Raw genomic sequence first — 21,461 nt, forward strand, 5'->3', positions numbered from 1 at the left:
CCACTACAGTCCGCACCGTGGGAAAAAACCTTCAAAGCGGTGAACGGCTACGGCCGATCGACCTGGCCCGCCGCCACGGTCTGTCCACCCAGGCCGTCAGGAACTACGAGCAGGCCGGCATCCTCCCGCCCGCCGACCGCACCCCCCACGGCTACCGCACCTACACCCCGTCGCACGCACATGCCCTGGACGCATTCCTCGCCCTGACGCCCGGCCACGGCCACGCGACGGCGACGGCGATCATGCGGGCCGTGAACCGGGGCGAGGCCGACGAGGCGTTGCGGCTCGTCGACGAGAGCCATGCCCGACTGCTCGACGACCGGCGCACACTCCGGGCCGTGGAGAGAGCCCTCGAAGACCTGGCGCCCGGCACGGAGCCCCCCACCTCGTCCGGGCCCCGCGGCACGTTCATCGGGCCGCTGGCACGCGAGCTCGGAATCCGCCCCGCGACGCTGCGCAAGTGGGAGCGCGCCGGTCTGGTGAACCCGCGCCGCGACCCGCTGACCGGCTACCGCGTTTACGACGAGGCCGACGAACGCGACGCCCGGCTGGCCCACCAGCTCCGGCGCGGCGGCCACCTGCTGGAGCAGATCGCCCCGCTCATCGCCCAGGTGCGGTCGGCCGGCGGCCTCGAGCCCCTGGAAGCCGCACTGCACGACTGGCACGCCCGGCTGTCCGCCCGCGGGCGCGCGATGCTGACCGGGGCCGCCGCACTGGACGCGTACCTCGGCACACGCGGCTGACCCCTCTCGGCCCTCGACGCCCGCAAACCCTCTTCCCGGGCCCGAGGTCATGGACCTCGGGTCCTGGACCTCGGGCCCCGGGCCCTTCCCCGGCCTCGGGGCTTGGCCCCGGCTCCGGGTTCCGAGCCGTGGGCCTCTCGAATCTTGGGCTCCGGGCTCCGGCTCCGGCTCCGGCTCCGGCTCCGGGCTCCGGGCTCCGGGCTCCGGGCTCCGGCTCCGGGCTCCGGCTCCGGGCTCCGGGCTCCGGGCTCCGGCTCCGGCTCCGGGCTCCGGCTCCGGGCTCCGGGCTCCGGGCTCCGGCTCCGGGATCCGAGCTCCGGCTCCGGGATCCGGGCGCCGGCGCCCCGGCGGGCCGAAGGCGTGGGTCGTGTCACCGGGAGTGCGGGACCCGCCGCGGTGTTCCGGCCACGACCCCGGCGGCGACGCCGTGGCGGGGCACCACGCCCCGACAGCAGGTACCGACCGCGTCGTCCGGCGAACACCAGAAGCGCACGGCCGGCCGTCGTGCCCGGCTCGGCTGCTCGGGTACTCCCTCCGCACACCCCATCGAGGGCGCCCCTGGGCACCCGCACAACCCCTGCCCGCCCCCGTTGGGACACCGCAGCGAGCGGGGCCGGAAGTCTGTTCGGCACGCCCGCGCCCGTGCTGTCGTGAGCTCCCCTTCCCGTCGAAGCCGTCGCCGCCCTGCGGTACGGCCCCGAGGAGCCGTGATGCCCGAAGCACCACCGGACGACCCGCCCGCGCTGCACGTCGAGAACATCGACGTGACGTACGGGCGCGCCCTGTCCGCTCTCCGCTCCGTGTCCCTCACCGTGCCGCACGGCGGTGTCGTCACCCTGCTCGGCGCCAACGGCGCGGGTAAGACGACCCTGCTGCGGGCCGTGTCCGGCACACTGCGCCTGCACCGCGGCGCCATCACGGCAGGCCGCATCCGCTACGGAGACATCGCACTCGACGGCAAGGACCCCGTGACGGCGGTACGCGCCGGAGTCGTCCAGGTCCCGGAGGGACGGCGGGTGTTCGCCGGGCTCACGGTCGACGAGAACCTGCGCAGCGGCGGACTCGGACTCGGCCGTCGCGGCCGGGCCCAGGTCCACGAGGCACGGGAACGCGTGTTCACACTCTTCCCCCGGCTCGCCGAACGCACCCACCAGGCCGCGGGCCTGCTCTCCGGGGGCGAGCAGCAGATGCTCGCCATCGGCCGCGCCCTGATGGCCGCCCCCCGGCTGCTGCTCCTCGACGAGCCGTCCCTCGGCCTCGCGCCCCGGATGGTGTACCGGATCGCCGAGGTGATCCGCGAGATCAACACCCAGGGCACCGCCGTGCTCCTGGTCGAACAGAACGCGGGCATGGCACTCTCCCTCGCCGATCACGCCCACGTCCTCGAGGTCGGCGAGACCCGTCTGTCCGGCCCCGCCGACGAACTCGCCCGCACCGACGCCGTGCGCCGCCTCTACCTGGGCGAGGCGGCCGAGGACCAGGGGGCGGCGTGAACGACCGCACCACCACCGTGCCACCCGTGCTCGACGTACGGGACGTCACCGTGCGCTTCGCCGGCCTCACCGCCCTCGACGCCGTCTCCCTCACCGTCGAACCCGGCACGGTGCACGCGATCATCGGACCCAACGGCGCCGGCAAGTCGACCTGCTTCAACGTGCTGTCCGGCCTGTGCCGCCCGGCCGCGGGCACGGTGACCCTCGGTGGCACCGAACTGACCCGGCTCGCCCCGCACCGCATCGCCGCGCTCGGCGTGGCCCGCACCTTCCAGAACATCGTCACCACCCACGGAACGGTCGCCGACAACCTGATGCTCGGCCGCCACGCCCTGACCCACGCCGGCTTCGCCGCCACCGCACTGCGCCTCCCCGGCGCCGTCCGCGAACAGCGCGAGCATCTCGCAAGAGCCCGCGAGATCGCCGAACTGACCGGCCTCGGTGCCCACTTCGACAGCCCGGTCGCCCTCCTGTCGTACGGCGATCGCAAACGCGTGGAACTCGCCCGCGCCCTCTGCCTGGAGCCACGTGTCCTGCTGCTCGACGAACCGGTGGCCGGCATGAACGCCGCCGAACGCGCCCGCACGGCCGAGGTCGTGGGCGAACTCCGCACCGAACTCGGCCTGTCCATCGTCCTCGTGGAGCACGACATGGGCCTGGTCATGCGCCTCGCCGACGACGTCACCGTGCTCGACTTCGGCCGGTCCATCGCCCACGGCACCCCCGACGAGGTCCGCCGCGACCCCGAGGTGCTGCGCGCCTACCTCGGCACCGACACCCAGGGGGAGGACGCGGCATGACCGTATTCCTGGACAACATCCTCGGCGGCATCGCCCTCGGCGCGGTCTACGCACTGGTCGCCCTCGGCTTCGTCGTCATCTTCAAGGCGTCCGGCGTCCTCAACTTTGCCCACGGCTCCCTGCTCCTGCTCGGCGGCTATCTGACCGCCGTCCTCCACGACGACCTCGGCTTCGCCGGCGCGCTGGCGCTGGCGGTCCTGACCACCGCCGCCCTCGCGGGCGCCCTCGACCGGTTCCTGCTGCAACGCGGCGGACAGGACGCGCACTCCGCCCATGTACAGACCATCGTCACCATCGGCATCGACATCGTCCTGCTGACCGACCTGTCCCGGCGCATCGGCGGCGACCTGCTGTCCCTCGGCGACCCCTGGGGCGACGCCGTGACCGACCTCGGCCCGGTGACCGTCGCCGACAGCCGGCTCGCGGCGATCGTGGTGTCCGCCGTGGTCATCGGAGGCGCGTTCGCGCTCTTCCGGTTCACCCCCTGGGGGCTTTCCCTGCGGGCGGCGGCGGAGGATCTCGAGGCCGCCTCCCTGATGGGCATACGGCTCGGCCGGGTACGCGCCGGCGCCTGGTGCCTGGCGGGTGCGCTCGCCGCGCTCGCCGCCGTCTTCCTCGCCGCCTTCCCCGCCCCGGGCCTGGAACGCAGCACCGGCCTGATCGCGCTCAACGCGTTCCCCGCGGCGATCCTCGGCGGGCTGGCCTCCCCGGCCGGGGCCCTCGCGGGCAGCCTGCTCATCGGTCTGACCGAGGCGCTGGTCGTCGGTTACCAGTCCGAACTGCACGTCCTCGGCGAGGGCTTCGGCGACGTCGCCCCGTACGCCGTGATGCTGCTGGTGCTCCTGGTACGGCCCGCGGGGCTGTTCGGCGCGAAGGGAGCGGCCCGTGTCTGACCGCCTCCCCGGAGCCCTGACCGGCCGAGGAGCACGGATGGTGTGCCTCGCCGTCGTCCTGTGCCTCCCGCCGTTCTACCTGGACGCCTTCTGGCTGCGCGTCGGCCTGTTCGCCATGGCGGCCGCCATCGGCGCCGTCGGCCTCGCCCTGCTGACCGGCACCGCCGGACAACTCTCCCTCGGCCACGCCTTCTTCCTCGCCACCGGCGCCTACGGCTACACATGGCTGGCGGGCGAGCCCGGACCGGGACTGCCGCCCGCCCTCGCCGCCCTCCTCGCCGTGCTGCTGGCCGGCGCGGCGGGCGGACTGTTCAGCCCCGTCGCCGGCCGGGTGAAGGGCATCTACCTGGGCATCGCCACCCTCGCCCTGGTCTTCCTCGGCCACCATGTGCTGCTGACCGCCGACTCCGTCACCGGCGGATTCAACGGCCGCTCCGTGCCCCCGTTCACCCTCGGCGGCTTCACCTTCGGAGCCGGCGACCCCGAACTGGCCTTGCTCGGTGTGCCGTTCGGCGCGGAGGAACGGCTGTGGTTCCTGGGCCTGGCCCTGTTCGCGTTCACCTGGTTCACCGCCCGCGGTCTGCTGCGCGGACGCCCCGGCCGGGCCCTGGCCGCCCTGCGCGACAGCGAGACCGCGGCCGCCGTGATGGGCGTCGACGTCGCCCGCCACCGCTCGGCGGCCTTCGTGGTGTCGTCCATGTACGCCGGGCTCGCGGGTGTGCTCCTCGCCCTCTCCTTCCGCCGGGTCGTCCCGGACTACTTCTCCCTGGTCCTCTCCGTCGACTACCTCGCCATGATCGTCATCGGCGGGCTCGGCTCCGTCGCCGGAGCCACCGCGGGCGCAGTCTTCGTCACCGCGCTCCCCCTGCTCATGACCCGCTACGCCGACCAGCTCCCGCTGGTGGCCGCCCCCGGCTCGGGCGACGGCTCCATCGGCCCCACCGAGGCCGCCCGCTATCTCTACGGCGCCGCGATCGTCCTCGTCCTGCTGTACGCGCCCGACGGCCTGCACGGACTGACCCGCCGGGCCCGCGACCGCGTACGGCGCCGACGCCTCCGAGCCCGCGCAACGGACCCAGCCCTCTCACCCCCGCAACCGGCCGCGACCGCACGACCCAAGGAGCACACCCCGTGAACACCACGCATCACCGGCCCCGCACCCGGCGCCGTACCACCGGCGCCACCCTCGCCGGAGTCCTCGCCCTGCTGCTCACGGCCACCGGATGCAGTTCCAAGGCGGACGACGGCAACGGCGGAGGCGACAAGAGCGCCGACGGCGTCCGCACCGGTCCCGGCATCGGCGCCGAAAGCATCAGACTGGGCGCCCTCACCGACCTGACCGGCCCCTACGCCACGCTCGGCAAGAGCATTGTGCAGGCCCAGCAGATGTGGGCCGACGAGGTCAACGCCGACGGCGGCATCTGCGACCGGCGGATCGAGATCGTCGTCAAGGACCACGGATACGACGTGCAGAAGGCGGTCGCCGCCTACGCCGACCTGGCCCCGGACGTCGTCGCCATGCCCCAGGTCATCGGCTCGCCCGTCGTCGCCGCCCTGCTCGACGACATCGAGCGCGACAAGATGCTCACCTTCCCGCAGGCCTGGGCGGCCTCCCTGCTCGGCAAGGACGCCATCCAGGTCCTCGGCACCACCTACGACGTCGACATGATCGCCGCGGTCGACTTCCTCACCCGTACCAAGGGGCTGAAGAAGGGCGACACCATCGGCCACGTCTACTTCGAGGGCGACTACGGCAGCAACGCCCTGGAAGGCTCCACATGGGCGGCCGAGCAGGCCGGCCTGAAGGTGGCCGGGCAGAAGATCCAGGCCACGGACACCGACCTGTCCGCACAGGTGTCCGCCCTGAGCAAGGAGGGCGTCAAGGCCGTCCTGATCAGCGCGGGCCCCGCCCAGACCGCCTCCCTCGCCGGCGTCGCCGCCTCCCGCGGCCTGCGTGTGCCCGTCGTCAGCAGCGCGCCGGGCTACGCACCGCAGCTCATGGAGACCCCCGCCGCGCCGGCCCTGGCGGCCATGCTGCACATCGTGAGCGCCGCGCCCGCGGTCAGCTCCGAACTGCCGGGCGTCCAGCGCATGGTGGCGTCGTACAAGAAGGAGTTCCCGGACTCGCCCGTCGACTCCGGGGTGCTGTCCGGCTACAACGCGGCGCAGCTCATGGGCGCCGACCTGAAGGCGGCCTGCGAGGCGGGCGGCCTCAGCCGTGAGGACGTCCTCACGGCGCACCGCGCGCAGAAGAACGCCGACACCGGCCTCGGCACCGCACAGAACTTCTCCGACGTCGGCCGTCCGGCGAGCGTCGAGACGTATGTGCTGAAGCCCGACGCGAAGGCGGTCGGCAGTGTCGTGAACGTCGAGGACGCGCACACGGCTCCGGGCGTCGAGGAGTACCTGTCCGGGCGATAGGCACACCGCACCGTCCGGCCCGCCCCGGCGGACCCCATGGAGGGGCCGCCGGGGCATCCGTGCGCTCAGGGCGGGGCATGACCGGGGTGGGGCCGGGAACGGGCGGTGCGAGGGGACGGAACGGCGGCCTCAGCCGGGGAGGAACCGGGAGGGACGGTCCGAGGCCGGCCAGACGTACGGCAGGTCGTCCGGCTCCCCGGGGAAGTGCTCCGTGTAGAAGGCCGGGTCCTTGCGCACCAGGGCCGAACGGTGGCTGCGGTGCAGGGCGTCGTCCCCGAGCCAGGGTGGCAGTTCCCCCGCCTCGGTCAGCTCCCGCTGACCGCGCACCGGTGCGCCGGGCCGGACGCCGGCCAGGTCGGCGACGAGCGTGGCGGCGCAGCTGTCCTGGTGCCCCCGGTCGCGCCAGACCCGGCAGATCTCGAGGCCGTAGCGCACCAGTGCCTCCTCGTAGCCGGTCCACATGAGGACCGCCGGGTGCCGGCGCCACCCGTAGCCGGGCACGATCAGGCCACGCAGGACCTGGAGTGCCTCCACCCGCTGCTTGCCGAGCCGGCGCCGGTCGAGTACCGACGCCGACTCGTGGAAGCCGGGGTAGGGCAGGAACGTCTGCATCGGGCCGTCCCGAGGGCCGGTGCCACCATGGCCGCGGAACGCGGCCCACCCCGTCGAAGTTCCCCTTCCGCCGCGGCGCACACCCCTCTGCTCAGCCCAGGTTGCCGAGGCGGGCCTCGCGCCACAGGTCGACGCCGCCGTCGGTGGCGTACTTGTCGATCTCGGCCAGCTCCTCGCCGCTGAAGTCGAGGTTGTCCAGGGCGGCGACGTTCTGCTCCAGCTGCTCGGTGCGGGACGCGCCGATGACCAGCGAGGTGACGCGCCGGTCCCGCAGGGCCCAGGCCAGCGCCATCTGCGCCAACGTCTGCCCACGGCGGGCCGCGATGTCGTTGAGGGCGCGCAGCCGGTGCAGCATGTCGTCCGTCAGCCACGCGGTGTCGAACGACTTGCCCTGCGTCGCCCGCGAACCCTGCGGCACACCGTCCAGGTAGCGCCCGGTCAGCAGCCCCTGCGCCAGCGCAGTGAACCCGATGATCCCGAAGCCCTCCTCCTGGGCCACGTCCAGCAGCCCCTCGGTCTCGATCCAGCGGTTCAGCATGTTGTACGAGGGCTGGTGGATCAGCAGCGGGGTTCCGAGGTCCCGGAGAATGGCGACCGCCTCACGGGTGCGCTCGGCGTCGTAGGAGGAGACGCCGACGTAGAGCGCTTTGCCCTGGCGGACCGCGGTGTCCAGCGCGCCCATGGTCTCCTCGAGGGGAGTGGTGGCGTCGAGCCGGTGGGAGTAGAAGATGTCCACGTAGTCCAGGCCCATCCGCTCCAGCGACCGGTCCAGCGAGGCGAGCATGTACTTGCGTGAGCCGCCCCCCTGGCCGTAGGGGCCCGGCCACATGTCCCAGCCGGCCTTGGTGGAGATCACCAGCTCGTCCCGGTACGGGGCGAGGTCCTGCTTCATCAGCCGGCCGAAGTTGACCTCCGCGGCGCCGTAGGGCGGTCCGTAGTTGTTCGCGAGGTCGTGGTGGGTGATGCCGAGGTCGAAGGCGCGCAGCGCGATCTCGCGCTGGGTCCCGAAGGCCCGGTCGTCACCGAAGTTGTGCCAGTAGCCCAGGGAGAGCAGGGGGAGGTCGAGCCCCGAACGCCCGGTGCGTCGGTAGCGCATGGTGCCGTTGTAGCGTTCAGGGTTGATCACGTGGTTCATCGGGCGTTCTCCGGGTGCGATTCAAGGGTGTCCGGGGGACTCTGGAACCCTGCCCACAGTGCCCCCGCGTGATCCGGAAGTCCAACCGGTCCTTTTCATGGAACTCGGCGATACCGCTTCTGAACCGTGGGACCGGGTGAGGGCCCGGTGGGCGGCGGCGGACCGCCGTACGGGACCGGCGCGGGCCGATTGACGGATTACCGCCCCCGCCCGGTGGGCAGGGAGGCCGTGAATGTCATGAGCACGACTAACCTGTCCCCCACGAGGAGGTCGATCATGCGCATCCGTACGCTGACCGGAAGCCTGGCCGCGGTTCTGGTGCTTTCCTCCCCCCTGCTGTGGGGCGGCCAGGCCGTGGCCGCCCCGTCCGGCGCACCCGAGCAGACCTCGGCCGCGCGCCTGCTCACCTACGACGCCGGCGGCTCCGCGGAGTTCAGGTCCGCCGTCGACCGAGGAGCGGCGGTCTGGAACGAGAGCGTCGACACCGTGGAACTCCGCCCGGCCGCGTCCGGGCAGCGTGCCAACATCCGGGTCCTGGCGGACAACGGCTGGCCGCGCGCCCTGCCCACCTCCCTGGGCAACGGCACCGTCTACATCGGGCGTCAGGCCGTGAACCAGGGCTACGACACGGTCCGCATCTCGGCCCACGAGCTCGGGCACATCCTGGGCCTGCCGGACCGTAAGCCGGGACCCTGCTCCAGCCTGATGTCCGGCTCCAGCGCGGGGACCGCGTGCACCAACCGTTACCCGAACGCGGCGGAGAGGGCGGAGGTCGAGGACAACTTCGCCGGTGCCCTCTCCGGAGCGCCGGAGGGGACGGAACGGGCAGGGGTGCCGGGACCGGCGCCTCGAGCCGTGCTGATCAGGGACTGACCGGCGGTCCCGCCGCGCACACGGGACCACCTCGCACGCCGCTCACCCGTCCGATGTGACTGTCGAGACGAAGGCGGCTATGGTTGACCCAGGTCAAGGCGCCGGAACTCCCGGAGCCGGTCCGTGCGTTGGTGGTCCAAGGAAAGACGCCCCGCTTCCTGCGGGGAGATGCAGGTGCAAGGCCTGCCCAGCGCTCCACGTCGTAGTCGCCCTTGCGGTAGGCGAGCTCGCCGTCCAGCATCGCGGCCGCGATGGCGAGGATGTCCTGCGCAAACCCCGCCCCCGAACCTCCGTTCGGGGGCGGGGCTTGCGTCGTTGGCGCTACGGGCCCTGAGTGCCGGCCGGGCCGTGGAGCCGGGTCACGCCGTGTGCAGGGTCAGCCCGTAGCGGCCCAGGATCTCGTTGATCGGCTGGAACCAGGTCTCGCCCCCGGAGGAGCAGTTGCCCCAGCCGCCGGAAGTGACGCCCTGCGCCTGGTCACCGCTGATGAACGAGCCGCCCGAGTCGCCGCCTTCGGCGCAGACGCTCGTCTTCGTCATCTGATGCACCGCGCCCTGGCTGTAGTTGACGGTCTCGTTCTTGGCCAGGAGCCTGCCGCAGTGCCAGCGGGTCGTGGAGCCCGAGCGGCAGATCGAGGCGCCGACCGGGGCCTCGTTGGAGCCGCGCACCAACTGGTCGGAGACCGTTCCCCAGCCGAGCACGACCGGAACCGTCCACCAGCCGCTGCCCACGTTGACCCACGCGTAGTCGTTGCCCGGGAACGAGGAGCCCTGGAAGTTGCCGATGTAGGAGCCGTCCCAGCCCCGCACCTGGCCGCCCACGCCGCCGCAGTGCCCGGCGGTCACGAAGCCGCCGTGGACCGAGAAGCCGATGGAGCAACGGACGTTGCCCGTGTAGTAGGGATCGCCACCCACCGTTCCGGCGGCGAAGGTCTCGGCGGCCGCCCGCACGGTGCGCACGGTGACCGGTCCTGCCTCGCGGGCCTCGGAGAGGAACCGCCGGACATCGTTGTCGGTCCGCTCGCCCTCGACGACGTTCACGACCACCGTGTTGGCGGCCGGGTCCACGGACCAACTGCTCACGCCCGACGGCGCGTCGAGGCGGTCCAGGCGCGACACGGTCGTGTCGAGCCGGTGAGCGCTGTGCTCGACGGTGCGGACGGCCGCACCGGAGGACCGGAGGCTGCGGACGGTGGCGGCGTCGGCGTCCGGGGTGACGGCGACGGTCAGCTTCTCGCTCTTCGCGTCGAACCAGGCGCCGCCGTACGCCGGTCCGGCGGTCTTGCGGGCCTTGGGCTCGAGTGCGGTGGCCCGCTGTTCGGCGGCGAGCCGTTCCTCGGCCTCGGCGGGGGAGAGGCCGAAGTCCCGCTGCATGGCTTGCAGCAGGGCGGTGGAGGCCGGCGCGGAGGCGGCGGGGGAGCCGGAACCGGGGGTGTCGCTCGCCGAGGCGGGCGGAGTGCCGGCCGCGGTCCAACTGCCGATCATGAGGAGTGCGGCCACGCAGGCACGCGTGAGTCCGGTGCGTCCCATGGAAGATGCCCTTCGTCGTTCCAGCGAGGTGGGGTGGAACAAACGCAATCTGAGAGCGCTCTCATCTGAGTCGGGCAGAGCCTAGCGGGCTTGGGCTATCAGGTCCATGCCAATGACGGAATCCGGTGCTTCGCCTGCCGGTTGCTCGCATGTGACAGGTACTGGCGGGCCTCACCGGGGGCCGTGGGACGCATGGTGGTGAGTGGCGTCAGGCGGAAAGGGAAGGGTCGCCGGGCGGTCAGGGGCACGGGTGACCGGCCGCGTCGTCGGCCGTTCGGCTCCCGCGCCTTCCGGTCTCCCGCTCGGCGGCGGCCGGCTCCTCGCGCCGGGGGCGAAGCCGGACGGCGGGGTGAACGGCCCTTCCGTCGGGGCGGGGACGTGACCAGTGGTGCGGCAGCGGACAACGTGGCCGGCGCGTTCCGATGCGTGCCCAGTGACGATGCCCAGGCCTTGGCGACGACGGAGGAGCTCGGCACTACTGGAAGGCGTCCCGGGCGTACGTTCTGTGGGGGGGCTCGCCCGGTACCGGCCCGGTATGCCCACCCCCGCCGGGATGCACGTCGGGAGGTGACCGGTGCGGCCTCGATGGGCGGCGGCGATGCTTCTGCTGACATCGGTACTGCTCCTGCACCTGTGCTCGCCCGCCGTCGGGGCGGAACGACATACGCGGCCCGACCGGTACATGGCGGCACACCCCATGTGCGCACACACCATGGCAGAACACCCCATGGCGGCGACCCGTCCCCTCGTGGGGCGTGCAGCCGTGTGCCGACCCACGAGCCCGGTTCACCACCCCGTCTCCGCGGCAGTCCTCGTGGCGTCTCTCCCGGCAGCCGTCCCGGCCCTCGCCCCGGACGACCCCGGCCCCCAGCGCGCGGGGAAGCCCTCTCCCGGTCTCCCGGACGCCGCACTGCACCTCCGTCTCGCCCGCTCACCGAGGACCGCCGGAGCGGCCGGGGCATCGCACGCGGCGACGGACGTCCAGGCGGACGCGGTTCCCCCGGAGCGGGCCGCCCACGACGCGTACCCGTCAGGCACCCCACAAGGCGCGGAGCCGGCACTCCCGGCCCACGACGCCGGCCACCTGCAGACGTTCCGCTGCTGAACCACGGCAGTACCGCCCGAGGCCTGCAGCACGCGGCCCGAGCACTGCCCGGCGACCCCACGCCCCGCACGGCACCGCGACAGGCAGGCCCTCGTGCGTCCCGGCACCCGTGACGACACAGGAGACCCGCATGCCCCGAAAGCACCTTCTCGTTCTGCGGCCGGACGAACTCGGCCCCGGCGAGCACAAGACATGGAGACACCTGCGCAGCGAGTCCGGCGCACCGGAGAACCCGTTCCTCGATCCGGCATTCACCACGGCCGTCGGGCACGGCAGGCCCGGTGCCAGGGTCGCCGTACTCCAGGAGGACGGCATCCCCGTCGGCTTCTTCCCGTACGAGAAGGGGCCGTTGGGGCAGGGCCGGGCCATCGGGCTCGGGGTGTCGGACAGCCAGGGAGCCGTCCTGCACCCCGGCATCCGGGTCGACCCCCGCCGGCTCTTGGCCGCCTGTGGGCTCTCCTCATGGGAGTTCGACAACCTGGAGGCCGGTCAGCACCTCTTCGTACCGCACGCCACCGAGCGACTCGTCAGCCCGGTCGTCGACATCGGTGAGGGCTTCGCGTCCTACACCGGACTGCTGCGGGCGAACGCGCCGGGCTTCCTCAAGCAGACCCTCGCCAAGGAACGCAGACTCGCCCGTCAGGTGGGAGAGGTGCGGTTCGTGTACGACGCGCGGGATCCGGACGCGTTCCGGGCACTGATGCGCTGGAAGTCCGCGCAGTACCGGCGCACCGGGCGCCGGGACCGGTTCGCGCAGCCGTGGATCACCGCTCTGGTGGAGCGGCTCGCGAGCGGCGACGACCCCGAATGCCGCGGGCTGCTCTCCGTGCTGTACGCCGCCGGCCGTCCCGTGGCCGCCCACTTCGGGCTGCGCTCGCCCACGGTCCTCTCCTGGTGGTTCCCGGCGTACGACCGCGACTACGGCAAGTACTCACCCGGGCTGGTGCTGCACCTGCGGATGCTGGAGGCCGCGGCGGCCGACGGGATCCGCACGGTCGACCTGGGCAGCGGCCCGGCCCGCTACAAGGACTCGCTGAAGACCCGTGAACTGCCCGTCTACGAAGGTGCCGTGGTGCGCCCGATGCCGGGCGGGGCCGCGTACCGCCTGAGCCGCGAACCGGGACGGGCCGCCCGCCGTTTCGTCCGCGACCGCCCCCGGCTGGCCGGTGCGGCGAGGCGCGCGCTGGAGGAAGCGGGCCGGCTGCGCGACCGGTGAGGGCGTCCCTGCCGCACGCCACCGGCCGGGCACCCCGGCCGGTGGCGTGCGGCGGCGCATGACAGGGCACCACACGGCACGGGGTCGGGGCCATCAGCGCCGTCGCGGGCAGGGAGCCCGGTCACGCCGGACTGATCGCCCTGCCGCTTCACCACGACATGGGCCTCATCGGAGTCCTGACCTCCCTCGTCCGGGGCCTCGGCCTGGTGATCGAGGAGCCGGGCACCTTCCTGCGCAGACCCATGGCGGCCCTGCGGCTGATCCGTGACGCGGAGGGTGCGCACAGCGCGTTCCCCGACTTCATGCTGCGCTACCTCGCCGCCCGGATCGGTGAGGCGGCGGAGCCCGATCCCCAGCTGTTCCGCACCTGGCGCATCGTCTTCTGCGGAGCCGAACCCATCCGCCGGCGGTCCGTCGACGCCTTCCTCGCCGCCACCGGACGCTGGGGATTCGACCCCACCGCCCTGGTGTTCTGCTCCGGACTCGCCGAGGCGGCACTGATGGCCACCTCGCACCGTTACGCGGACGCCGGCACCAGCTTTTGGACCGACGGGCCGGCCACGGCCGCATGCCTGGGCACCCCCGTGCCGGGGCTGGACCTGCGGGTCGTGGACGAGTCCGGCGCCGGCTGCGCGGACGCGGAGGCCGGCTCCGTACGACTGCGCGGCCCCACCCTGTTCGACGGCTACGACGGGGCGACCGATCACCGCACCACCTGGTTCGACACCGGCGACCTGGGGTGCCTGCGGTCGGGGCGGCTCCATCTGAGCGGCCGGCGTGGCGACCGCGTCAGTGTCAACGGGGTGAACGTCTTCGCCACGGACATCGAACAGGTGGCGGCGGCCGTGGCAGGGGTCGCCGAATGCGTCGTGCTGCCGCGCGGCGACTCGTTCGCCGTCGTCGTGCCCGAACGGGCCCGGCGCATCGACACCCGCCACCTGGCGACCTGTGTCACCACTGCCTTCGGCACGGCCCCCGAGGCCGTGATAGAGGTGTCGCACAGCGGCATCGCCCGGACCGCGAGCGGGAAGCCCGCGCGCACCCACAGGGCCGCCCGGCTCGACCAGGGACTCCTGCGCTGACCCAGGCCGCGTTTCCCCGAACAGGGGGCGTGCATCCGGCCGGCCCGGCATCGTGGGACGGTTGGCGTGGGCCGGGGGAATGCGGCCGGGCATCGCGGGTAGTCGCGCGGTGTGATCGGTGAGTGAGGCGGATCGAATGGAAGCAGTTCCTGCCGGCGAAGAGGATCCGGTGTCCGGCGTACCGCGGCGGGCGTCCTACGTCCTGGACGGCGACGGCGCGTGGATAGCGGAGGCCCGGCGGCTGGCCGCCGCGTTCCTGACGCGGGCTCAGGCGGAGGACGCGCTGCCCGTGTCGACCCGCGCGATGGAGGTCACCCAGCTCGTGGTGAGCGAGCTGGTCACCAACGCCCGCAAGTACGCGCCCGGTCCCGTCCGGCTGGACCTGCGCATCGCCGGAGACGCCCTCGAGGTGATGGTCCGGGACGGCAGCACCGCGCTGCCCGTGGCCGGGGCCGCGAACCCGGACCGCGTGGGCCGGCACGGCCTGGAGATCGTGCTGGCCGTCGCCCGCGGGGTGGACGTGCAGCCCGAGCCGACCGGCAAACGCATCACGGCCCTCATCTCCCTCATGGAGACCGGCGGCCGGTGACGGTACCCGCCGGGGTGGCGCACGGTGCCGCACGGCGGCTTCCCGGTTCGGGCGCCGGGCAGGGGCCCGGCGCCCGAACCGGGGCTCAGGCGCCGACGTAGGACGCGAGGTGCTCGGCGGTGAGGGTGGAGCGGGCGGCGACCAGATCGGCGGGGGTGCCCTCGAAGACGATGTGACCGCCGTCGTGCCCGGCGCCCGGCCCGAGGTCGATGATCCAGTCGGCGTGCGCCATGACCGCCTGGTGATGCTCGACGACGATCACCGACTTGCCGGAGTCGACCAGCCGGTCGAGCAGACCCAGCAGCTGCTCGACGTCGGCGAGGTGCAGACCGGTGGTCGGTTCGTCGAGGACGTAGACGCCGCCCTTCTCCGCCATGTGCACGGCCAGCTTGAGCCGCTGCCGTTCCCCGCCGGACAGTGTGTTCAGCGGCTGGCCGAGGGTGAGGTAGCCGAGCCCCACGTCGGCGAGCCGGCCGAGGATACGGTGCGCCGCCGGAGTGCGCGCCTCACCGGCGCCGAAGAACTCCTCCGCCTCGGACACCGCCATCGCGAGCACCTCGCTGATGTCCCGGCCGCCGAAGCGGTACTCCAGCACCGACGCCTGGAACCGCTTGCCCTCGCAGTCCTCGCAGGTGCCGGCCACCCCGGCCATCATCGCCAGATCGGTGAAGACGACACCGGCGCCGTTGCAGGTGGGGCAGGCGCCCTCGGAATTGGCGCTGAACAGCGCCGGCTTGACCCCGTTGGCCTTGGCGAACGCCTTGCGGATCGGATCCAGCAGCCCGGTGTACGTCGCCGGGTTGCTCCGCCGCGAGCCGCGGATCGGGCTCTGGTCCACCGACACCACGCCCTCGCCACCGGCCCCCGACGGCGTGCACAGTGACCCGTGCACCAGCGAACTCTTGCCGGAACCGGCTACACCGGTGACGACCGTGAGCACACCGAGCGGGATGTCCACGTCGACATCGCGCAGGTTGTGCGTCGTCGCCCCGCGGATCTCCAGGGCCTCGGAGGACTTGCGCACCGACTCCTTGAGCGTCGCCCGGTCGTCGAAGTGGCGGCCCGTGACGGTGTCACCGCGCCGCAGCCCCTCGACGGTTCCCTCGAAGCAGACGGTGCCGCCCGCCGTACCGGCACCGGGGCCGAGGTCGACGACATGGTCGGCGATCGCGATGGTCTCCGGCTTGTGCTCCACGACCAGCACCGTGTTGCCCTTGTCCCGCAGTCGCAGCAGCAGGTCGTTCATCCGCTGGATGTCATGGGGGTGCAGGCCGATGGTGGGTTCGTCGAAGACGTACGTGATGTCGGTGAGCGGGGAGCCGAGATGACGGATCATCTTGACGCGCTGCGCCTCACCGCCCGACAGTGTGCCCGACGGCCGCTCCAGCGCGAGGTAGCCGAGCCCGATCTCCACGAACGAGTCGAGGGTGCCGCCCAGCGAGGTGAGCAGCGGCGCCACCGAGGGCTCGGACAGGCCTCGGACCCACTCGGCCAGGTCCCGGATCTCCATCGCACAGGCGTCGGCGATGCTGATGCCCTTGATCTTCGACGACCGGGCCCCCTCGCTCAGCCGGGTGCCCTCGCACTCGGGGCAGGTGGTGAAGGTGACCGCCCGCTCCACGAACGCCCGGATGTGCGGTTGCATCGACTCCTTGTCCTTCGACAGGAACGACTTCTGGATCTTGGGGATCAGTCCCTCGTAGGTGAGACTGACGCCGTCGACCTTCACCTTGACCGGCTCCCGGTACAGGAAGTCCCGCATCTCCCGCTCGGTGAACTCCCGGATCGGCTTGTCCGGGTCGACGAAGCCCGACTCGGCGTAGACCCGGACGGTCCAGAAGCTGTCCGACTTCCAGCCGGGGATGGTGAACGCGCCCTCGGCCAGCGACTTGGAGTCGTCGTAGAGCTGGGTGAGGTCGATGTCGGTGACGGCGCCCCGGCCCTCGCAGCGCGTACACATCCCGCCGGTGCGCTCGTAGGTCGCCTTCACCGCCTTCTTGTTGCCGCGTTCGACGGTGATCGCCCCGCTCGCCCGGACCGAGGCGGTGTTGAAGGAGAACGCGCCGGGCGGACCGATGTGCGGAGTGCCGAGCCGGCTGAAGAGGATGCGCAGCATCGCGTGGACGTCGGTGACGGTGCCGACCGTGGACCGAGGGTCGGAACCCATCCGCTGCTGGTCGACGACGATCGCGGTGGTCAGCCCTTCGAGGACGTCGACGTCGGGCCGCGCCGGGGCCGGCATGAAGCCCTGTACGAAGGCGCTGTACGTCTCGTTGATCAACCGCTGCGACTCCGCCGCGATCGTGTCGAACACCAGCGAGCTCTTGCCCGAACCGGAGACACCGGTGAACACCGTCAGCCGGCGCTTGGGGATCTCGACGCTGACGTCCTTGAGGTTGTTCACGCGGGCGCCGTGCACGCGGATCAGTTCGTGCCTGTCGGCGCCGTGCGATGCGGGCGACTGCGTCTTCGTCCTCGTGGTCATGCCGGTGGTGCCGTCCTCTCGTCTACGGTCCGTGGTCCTGGTGCCGGCCGGGGGCGCGGGGCCCCCGGCCGGCGGCGCGGCCGGGGCAGGGCTCAACGCAGCTCTTGAATGCGGATCAGGTTGCCCGAAGGGTCGCGGAAGGCGCAGTCGCGCACACCGTACGGCTGCTCGGTCGGCTCCTGGACGACCTCGGCGCTGTCGGCCGCCTGCAGTTTCGCGAACGTGCCGTCGAGATCGTCGGTGGCCAGCAGCAGGCCCGCGTAGGTGCCCTTGGCCATCATCTCGGTGATCATGCGGCGTTCGTCGTCGGTCACACCGGGATCGGCGGCCGGCGGGGTCAGCACGATGGACGTGCCGGGCCGGTCGGCGGGACCGACGGTGATCCAGCGCATGCCGTCGTATCCGACGTCCTTGCGCACCTCGAAGCCGAGGGCGTCGCGGTAGAAGGCCAGGGAGGCCTCGGGGTCGTCGTGCGGGAGGAAACTCGCGTGAATGCTGATGTCCATGGACGTCACGCTAGAGGCGCCCGCCCCTGGACGCTTCTTGATTCCTGACCGGTCTGGTCACCTGCTTCGCCACACATGCCGGCATCCCCTCCGTCGCGTCGGCGGCACGGCGCCGGTAGACGCTGGGCGGCATGCCGACGAGTTCGCTGAAACGCGTGCTGAACGTGCCCAGCGACGAGCTGCCGACCGCGAAACAGACCTCGGTGACACTCAGGTCGCCGCGGCGCAGCAACGTCATCGCCCGCTCGATGCGCCGCGTCATCAGATAGCTGTACGGCGACTCGCCGTACGCGGCCCGGAACTCCCGGCTCAGATGCCCGGCCGACATGTGCACGCCCCGGGCGAGCGCCTCGACGTCCAGCGGCCGCGCGTACTCCCGGTCGATCCGGTCACGGACCCGGCGCAGCCGCGCGAGATCGCGCAGCCGCTGTGCCGAGGTGGGTGAGCCGGTCATACGCGAGATCGTACACACGCCCGGCCCGCTCGCCGGCCGGGGTGGAATCCGCCGGGGCGTACGGCCGTGGACGGAACAACAGGGTTCCCGTCGTGGTTGTGACCGGTGCGTGTACGGCCGCGGCCGTACGGGATCATGAGTGCGAGACGGACGGGTCCGTCGAAGGACGCGGGAGAAGGGCTGGACGAGATGACGAGGACCGAGGAGAAGGCGCTGCTGGCGGGCGGCTGTTTCTGGGGCATGGAGGAGCTGATCCGCACGTTTCCGGGCGTCCTGAGCACACGCGTCGGCTACAGCGGCGGCGACGTCCCCAACGCCACGTACCGCGACCACGGCACCCACGCCGAGTCGATCGAGATCATCTACGACCCGGCGGTCACCGACTACCGCACGATCCTGGAGTACTTCTTCCAGATCCACGACCCGAGCACGAAGAACCGGCAGGGCAACGACATCGGGCCGAGCTACCGCTCCGCCGTCTTCTACTTCGACGACGAGCAGAAGCGCGTCGCCGAGGAGACGATCGCCGACGTCGACGCGTCGGGACTGTGGCCGGGGCCCGTGGTCACCGAGGTCGCACCGGCCGGCCCGTTCTGGCTGGCCGAGCCTGAGCACCAGGACTACCTCCAGCGGTACCCGGACGGCTACACCTGCCACTTCGTCCGCCCCGGCTGGCGCCTGCCCCGTCGCGCGCAGTCCTGAGCCACTGAGGTTCCAGGACGTCGGACCGGGCGGCACCCACCACGGCCCACCCAGGGGGCGCGCACGCGAGGCGGCGCGCCCCCTGGGCGTCGAGTGCTCCCCGGTGCTCCGGGCCGGACCGGCCGGAGCACCGGGGAGCACTCGACGAGCCTGCCCTCGGCGGAGACCTCCCGCATCAGGGAGGAGATCTCCTCGGGCACGGGTGGGACGCTCTCACGGGTGACGCCCGTCGTCGGGGGCCGGACGAGGTGGCCCCGCGGCTCCGGGGCCGTGGTGGACGGACGCTGTTCGGTGACTGCCGCGATCGCTCCGATCGCCGGGGTCGCGTCACCCACTTCGGCAGGGCGGACGAGGCGCCTGTGGCACGGCCGCCGCACCCCCGCTGCCGGGAGAGGGGCGCTGTCCGCTCCGGCACGGCCGGAGCGGACAGCCACCCGTCAGCCGAACTGGCCGGGCCGGTAGTCGCCGGCGGGCTGCCGGTTGATGACGTTGATGCGGTTGTAGGTGTTGATGACCGCGATGAGGGAGATGAGCGCGACGAGTTGGTCCTCGTCGTAGTGCTTGGCCGCGTCGGCCCACGCCTGGTCGGTGACGCCGCCGGCGGCATCGGCGATCCGGGTGCCCTGTTCGGCGAGCTCGAGTGCGGCGCGTTCGGCCTCGGTGAAGACGGTGGCCTCGCGCCAGGCGGCGACGAGGTGGAGGCGCTGGGCGGTCTCGCCGGCGTGGGCGGCGTCCTTGGTGTGCATGTCGGTGCAGAAGCCGCAGCCGTTGATCTGGCTGGCGCGGATCTTCACCAGTTCCTGGGTGGCGTGCGGCAGGCCCGATTCGGACGCCGCCCTGCCCGCCGCGTTGATGTGCCTCAGTACCTTGGCGCCGAGTGCGTTGCCGAAGAAGTCGAGACGGGCATCCATGGTGATCTCCTGGGTCAGGATTACGGTGACGTCATCCTGACGGGACAGCCCGCCGAAGTGTGACAGGACCCGGCGGGTGACGTACGTCTCCCTGCCGGAGGAGTGCCGAGAGGAGTCGGAGAAGGCCCGCGAGGAGAAGGCCGGCGGGACCGCGGAGGTGCCGTTCGGGAAGCGGTGAACGGGCGATAACCTGGCCGTATGCAGGATCATGCCTCCTCATCCGCCGGGAGCGGCACGGCCCTGCCGCGTGTCCTGGGGGCGCTCGGCGGCCCGTCGCGGCTCGGTCCCGTCCGGGTGCCGTCCGGCGCCCGCTGTCCCGTCGTCCCGTGCCGCGACGGCCTCGGCGCCCGGCCCCCGGGGCCGCGGTCCTCCGCTCCGCTGTCGGCGGCTGTCGCCGGGCACGCCGGAGGGCGTGTCGGCAGGCATGTCACCGGGACCCGTGACGAGGACTGACACCCGGCCCGGGTACGGGAACAATGAGGGGACCGGAAGCCGGACGGGGGAGCGGAGCGTCGGTGAGTGAGCGTCAGGAACGTGACTGGGCAGGCATGACGCCCGGGGATTTCGACCGGGACGCACCCCTGTGTCTGAACGTGGGCACCGGGCCCGTCGTGGTCCCGGCGGAACCCGACGAGTACGGCACGGTGCCCCTGTTCGGTGAGGAGGTACCGGCCCGGCGCCCCGGCCCGCGTCGGCCGCCCCCGCGCGGCGGCACGCCCGCCGAGCAGGAGCACCTGTTCTGATCCGGCCCGGTGCGCCGTCACCGACGGTCAGCCGGTGTGCAGGGTGCGGGCGGGCAGTAGGACGTGGGCGGCGGACCGCAGGGTGTCCTGGTCCGAGGTGAACGCGTCCAGGGTCGCGAGGTCGCCGGGCTCGGCACCGGACGGCCAGGGCCGGGTCGTGAAGACGAGGTACACGTGTCCGCGTTCACGGACGGCGTCGGCCCATTTCGGCGGTGGGACGAACTGGGCGTCGAAACCCGGCATGGTGAGCGACGCCGCACCCGGCACGACGAGGACGCCGGACGGCCCGGTCTCCTCGGCGGCGTCGACGAGGCGGCCCGCGGGAGACAGACCCGCGTCGCGCAGCAGGTGCCGCACGGCGTCCGCGGTGGCGTCGGGGCCGGCTCGCCCCGTTCCCCAGGGAGCAGGCCAGGAGGAAGGGGACGCCGCCGTCGGGTGTTTCCCCGCGCCAGGCCATGACGACGACGGAACCCAGGTCGGCGGAGTTCCATGACGGCGCTGCGGTAGAGGTCGTGGACACCGCGGAACCGTATCGGCGCGGCGGCCCTCAGTTGGCCGGGTATCACCCGTCCGGGCGATACCCGTGGCCGCATTCCACACGTATGAGGGATGAACAGCCTCCCGGAACGGCCATGTTCGGGGTTTCGGGCGTGAAGCCCGGCGGGCCGGGAGGGTGCTCCGGGCGCGGGCCGAGGGGTGTTCCGGACGTGAGACAGGACGACATGGCGGATCACGGGCACAGGTATTGAACACGGGCGCTGTTACGGACTCGACTGAGGGCCGGGGGGACGCGACCGGCTCCGGTACGGGTCACCACCGGACAACGCGAATTAAGGTTAGGCTAACCTTACGGCGTGAAACCTGGTGGAGAGGCGTCCCCCGGCCTGCGTGGCCATGAGTTGGCGGCGACCGATGTGACCGTGGCGTACGACGGCGTGGACGTCGTCCACGCCGCGGCGTTGACCCTGCGGCCGGGCGAAGTGACGGCACCGGTCGGTCCCAACGGCAGCGGCAAGTCGGCCCTGTTGCGCACCGTCGCGCGGCTCCAGTCGCCCCGCCGGGCCACGCTCACGATCGACGCCGACACCGACGGCCTGGCCCTCAGCCCTCGCGAGTTCTCCCGCCGGGTGGCCCTGCTGTTGCAGGGCCGGCCCACGCCCAGCGGTCTG

Annotated in this window: 21 protein-coding genes and 1 pseudogene; 14 read left to right on the forward strand and 8 right to left on the reverse strand. The window is 72.5% G+C overall.

Annotated features, from left to right (window positions below; translation table 11 throughout):
* Nucleotides 1-17 precede the first annotated feature (17 nt).
* The 6 genes from V4Y04_RS36105 (at nucleotide 18) to V4Y04_RS36130 (ending at nucleotide 6,350) form a co-directional block, all read left to right on the forward strand.
* The gene (locus V4Y04_RS36105; RefSeq protein WP_332432488.1) at nucleotides 18-743 is read left to right on the forward strand and encodes a TioE family transcriptional regulator; all 726 of its coding nucleotides are present in this window, start codon (nucleotides 18-20) and stop codon (nucleotides 741-743) included.
* A gap of 710 nt (nucleotides 744-1,453) precedes the next feature.
* Complete coding sequence (locus V4Y04_RS36110) at nucleotides 1,454-2,236, forward strand: ABC transporter ATP-binding protein (protein ID WP_332432489.1); 783 nt, start codon at nucleotides 1,454-1,456, stop codon at nucleotides 2,234-2,236.
* Entirely contained in the window at nucleotides 2,233-3,036 is an 804-nt protein-coding gene (locus V4Y04_RS36115) for an ABC transporter ATP-binding protein (protein WP_332432490.1), read from the forward strand. The genes V4Y04_RS36110 and V4Y04_RS36115 overlap by 4 nt, the downstream gene beginning before the upstream one ends.
* Complete coding sequence (locus V4Y04_RS36120) at nucleotides 3,033-3,929, forward strand: branched-chain amino acid ABC transporter permease (RefSeq protein WP_332432491.1); 897 nt, start codon at nucleotides 3,033-3,035, stop codon at nucleotides 3,927-3,929. Before V4Y04_RS36115 ends, V4Y04_RS36120 begins: the two co-directional genes overlap by 4 nt.
* Nucleotides 3,922-5,064 carry a branched-chain amino acid ABC transporter permease gene (locus V4Y04_RS36125; RefSeq protein WP_332432492.1) on the forward strand — a complete coding sequence of 381 codons (1,143 nt, stop codon included), beginning with the start codon at nucleotides 3,922-3,924 and terminating at the stop codon, nucleotides 5,062-5,064. Before V4Y04_RS36120 ends, V4Y04_RS36125 begins: the two co-directional genes overlap by 8 nt.
* Nucleotides 5,061-6,350 carry an ABC transporter substrate-binding protein gene (locus V4Y04_RS36130; protein WP_332432493.1) on the forward strand — a complete coding sequence of 430 codons (1,290 nt, stop codon included), beginning with the start codon at nucleotides 5,061-5,063 and terminating at the stop codon, nucleotides 6,348-6,350. Before V4Y04_RS36125 ends, V4Y04_RS36130 begins: the two co-directional genes overlap by 4 nt.
* Nucleotides 6,351-6,479: 129 nt before the next feature.
* Here V4Y04_RS36130 and V4Y04_RS36135 read toward each other — a convergent pair whose 3' ends face one another.
* Complete coding sequence (locus V4Y04_RS36135; protein WP_332432494.1) at nucleotides 6,480-6,962, reverse strand: MSMEG_6728 family protein; 483 nt, start codon at nucleotides 6,960-6,962, stop codon at nucleotides 6,480-6,482.
* A 91-nt stretch (nucleotides 6,963-7,053) separates the two neighbouring features.
* The gene (gene mgrA / locus V4Y04_RS36140) at nucleotides 7,054-8,097 is read right to left on the reverse strand and encodes an L-glyceraldehyde 3-phosphate reductase (protein ID WP_332432495.1); all 1,044 of its coding nucleotides are present in this window, start codon (nucleotides 8,095-8,097) and stop codon (nucleotides 7,054-7,056) included.
* Nucleotides 8,098-8,373: 276 nt separating this feature from the next.
* On the opposite strand from mgrA, the gene V4Y04_RS36145 reads away from it, so the two are divergent.
* The gene (locus tag V4Y04_RS36145; protein ID WP_332432496.1) at nucleotides 8,374-8,970 is read left to right on the forward strand and encodes a snapalysin family zinc-dependent metalloprotease; all 597 of its coding nucleotides are present in this window, start codon (nucleotides 8,374-8,376) and stop codon (nucleotides 8,968-8,970) included.
* Between the two features lie 359 nt (nucleotides 8,971-9,329).
* Here V4Y04_RS36145 and V4Y04_RS36150 read toward each other — a convergent pair whose 3' ends face one another.
* Nucleotides 9,330-10,499, reverse strand: a complete 1,170-nt coding sequence (locus tag V4Y04_RS36150) for a S1 family peptidase (RefSeq protein ID WP_332432497.1) — start codon at nucleotides 10,497-10,499, stop codon at nucleotides 9,330-9,332.
* A gap of 814 nt (nucleotides 10,500-11,313) precedes the next feature.
* On the opposite strand from V4Y04_RS36150, the gene V4Y04_RS36155 reads away from it, so the two are divergent.
* The 4 genes from V4Y04_RS36155 to V4Y04_RS36170 all read left to right on the forward strand — a co-directional run bounded on the left by V4Y04_RS36155 (nucleotide 11,314) and on the right by V4Y04_RS36170 (nucleotide 14,491).
* Nucleotides 11,314-11,604, forward strand: coding sequence for a hypothetical protein (locus V4Y04_RS36155; RefSeq protein WP_332432498.1), 291 nt, complete (start codon nucleotides 11,314-11,316; stop codon nucleotides 11,602-11,604).
* Nucleotides 11,605-11,734: 130 nt separating this feature from the next.
* Nucleotides 11,735-12,820 (forward strand): GNAT family N-acetyltransferase, encoded by a 1,086-nt coding sequence (locus V4Y04_RS36160; protein ID WP_332432499.1) that lies wholly within the window; start codon nucleotides 11,735-11,737, stop codon nucleotides 12,818-12,820.
* Between the two features lie 92 nt (nucleotides 12,821-12,912).
* The gene (locus tag V4Y04_RS36165; protein WP_332433132.1) at nucleotides 12,913-13,902 is read left to right on the forward strand and encodes an AMP-binding protein; all 990 of its coding nucleotides are present in this window, start codon (nucleotides 12,913-12,915) and stop codon (nucleotides 13,900-13,902) included.
* Nucleotides 13,903-14,038: 136 nt separating this feature from the next.
* Complete coding sequence (locus tag V4Y04_RS36170) at nucleotides 14,039-14,491, forward strand: ATP-binding protein (protein WP_332432500.1); 453 nt, start codon at nucleotides 14,039-14,041, stop codon at nucleotides 14,489-14,491.
* An 85-nt stretch (nucleotides 14,492-14,576) separates the two neighbouring features.
* Here the strand turns inward: V4Y04_RS36170 and V4Y04_RS36175 are convergent, their stop codons facing one another.
* The 3 genes from V4Y04_RS36175 to V4Y04_RS36185 all read right to left on the reverse strand — a co-directional run bounded on the left by V4Y04_RS36175 (nucleotide 14,577) and on the right by V4Y04_RS36185 (nucleotide 17,936).
* Entirely contained in the window at nucleotides 14,577-16,976 is a 2,400-nt protein-coding gene (locus V4Y04_RS36175) for an excinuclease ABC subunit UvrA (RefSeq protein WP_332432501.1), read from the reverse strand.
* 92 nt (nucleotides 16,977-17,068) lie between these two features.
* Nucleotides 17,069-17,482 (reverse strand): VOC family protein, encoded by a 414-nt coding sequence (locus V4Y04_RS36180; RefSeq protein ID WP_332432502.1) that lies wholly within the window; start codon nucleotides 17,480-17,482, stop codon nucleotides 17,069-17,071.
* Nucleotides 17,483-17,492: 10 nt separating this feature from the next.
* On the reverse strand, nucleotides 17,493-17,936 hold the full coding sequence (locus V4Y04_RS36185) for a helix-turn-helix transcriptional regulator (protein ID WP_332432503.1): 444 nt from the start codon (nucleotides 17,934-17,936) through the stop codon (nucleotides 17,493-17,495).
* Between the two features lie 189 nt (nucleotides 17,937-18,125).
* On the opposite strand from V4Y04_RS36185, the gene msrA reads away from it, so the two are divergent.
* Nucleotides 18,126-18,638, forward strand: coding sequence for a peptide-methionine (S)-S-oxide reductase MsrA (gene msrA / locus V4Y04_RS36190; RefSeq protein WP_332433133.1), 513 nt, complete (start codon nucleotides 18,126-18,128; stop codon nucleotides 18,636-18,638).
* Between the two features lie 437 nt (nucleotides 18,639-19,075).
* Here the strand turns inward: msrA and V4Y04_RS36195 are convergent, their stop codons facing one another.
* Nucleotides 19,076-19,549 (reverse strand): carboxymuconolactone decarboxylase family protein, encoded by a 474-nt coding sequence (locus V4Y04_RS36195; RefSeq protein ID WP_332433134.1) that lies wholly within the window; start codon nucleotides 19,547-19,549, stop codon nucleotides 19,076-19,078.
* A gap of 515 nt (nucleotides 19,550-20,064) precedes the next feature.
* On the opposite strand from V4Y04_RS36195, the gene V4Y04_RS36200 reads away from it, so the two are divergent.
* Complete coding sequence (locus V4Y04_RS36200; RefSeq protein WP_332432504.1) at nucleotides 20,065-20,292, forward strand: hypothetical protein; 228 nt, start codon at nucleotides 20,065-20,067, stop codon at nucleotides 20,290-20,292.
* Nucleotides 20,293-20,319: 27 nt separating this feature from the next.
* Here V4Y04_RS36200 and V4Y04_RS36205 read toward each other — a convergent pair whose 3' ends face one another.
* Nucleotides 20,320-20,649, reverse strand: coding sequence for a DUF5949 family protein (locus V4Y04_RS36205; RefSeq protein ID WP_332432506.1), 330 nt, complete (start codon nucleotides 20,647-20,649; stop codon nucleotides 20,320-20,322).
* Between the two features lie 623 nt (nucleotides 20,650-21,272).
* Between V4Y04_RS36205 and V4Y04_RS37975 the strand changes: the two are divergent.
* A pseudogene (locus tag V4Y04_RS37975) lies at nucleotides 21,273-21,413 on the forward strand (ATP-binding cassette domain-containing protein); the annotation flags it as partial.
* Between the last annotated feature and the right edge of the window lie 48 nt (nucleotides 21,414-21,461).

Origin of the sequence: Streptomyces sp. P9-A2, from assembly GCF_036634175.1 — a bacterium.
GTDB classification, from domain to species: domain Bacteria; phylum Actinomycetota; class Actinomycetes; order Streptomycetales; family Streptomycetaceae; genus Streptomyces; species Streptomyces pratens.